Annotated in this window: 1 protein-coding gene; it reads left to right on the top strand. The window is 65.3% G+C overall.

From position 1 onward, the window contains the following. Positions 1-1,064: DUF1522 domain-containing protein (locus tag AC0L2J_RS34735; RefSeq protein ID WP_473395980.1), on the top strand; the 1,064-nt coding region annotated here is incomplete at both ends.

The raw sequence follows: 1,064 nt of genomic DNA, 5'->3' as shown, positions 1-1,064 counted from the left end.
ACGCTGAAGAGCTCGACGGGTGCGGATCTGAGCGTCACCGGCAAGGCCGACCTGCTCAAGGCTCTCGCCCTGACGACGGCCGTGGGCGGCGGCAACGCCACCGTGAGCGTCAACCGGACCACGAGCGCGGCCTCGCTGGGTGCGACCATCGCCGACGGTTCGACGCTGAACGTCGACGGTCACGTCATCACCTTCAAGAACGCGCCGATCCCGGGCTCGACCGGTGCTCCGAGCGTTCCGAGCGGGTATGGTGCGAGCGGTAACGTCCTCACCGACGGCGCCGGCAACTCGACGGTCTATCTGCAGGCCGGCACGATTAACGACGTGCTCAAGGCGATCGACCTTGCCAGTGGCGTGCAGACCGCGACGGTCAATGCCAACGGCACCGCGACGCTTGCGACGGCGACCGGCCAGACCAACTCGTCGATCAACGCCTCGGGTCAGCTCAAGATCTCGACCGGCGTCAACGCCGATCTGTCGATCACCGGCACCGGCAATGCGCTGAACGCGCTTGGCTTCGCCGGCAACACCGGCACTGCGAGCGCCTTCACCGCGGCACGGACCTCGGGCGTCGGCGGCCTCACGGGCAAGACGCTGACCTTCACCTCCTTCAACGGCGGCACGGCGGTCAATGCCACCTTCGGCGACGGCACCAACGGCACGGTCAAGACGCTCGATCAGCTCAACACGAAGCTTCAGGCCAACAACCTGACGGCGACGATCGACGCCAATGGCCTGCTGACGGTCTCGACCACCAACGACTACGCGTCCTCGACGATCGGTTCGAGCGCCGCGGGTGGTTCGATCGGCGGCACGCTGACCTCCTCGCTGACGTTCTCGACGGCTTCCAGCCCCGTCCAGGACACGGTTGCCCAGACCTCGCGTTCGAACCTGGTGTCTCAGTACAACAACATCCTGAACCAGATCGACACGACTTCTCAGGACTCCTCGTTCAACGGCGTCAACCTGCTGAACGGCGACCAGCTCAAGCTGGTGTTCGACGAGACCGGCAAGTCGAACCTGAGCATCACGGGCGTGACCTACAACTCCAAGGGTCTCGGCCT

The sequence above is a fragment of the Bradyrhizobium sp. MV1.5 genome (genome assembly GCF_055807615.1).
The sequence above is the reverse complement of the archived record's forward strand: the minus strand, read 5'-3'. Positions and strand labels throughout refer to the sequence as shown.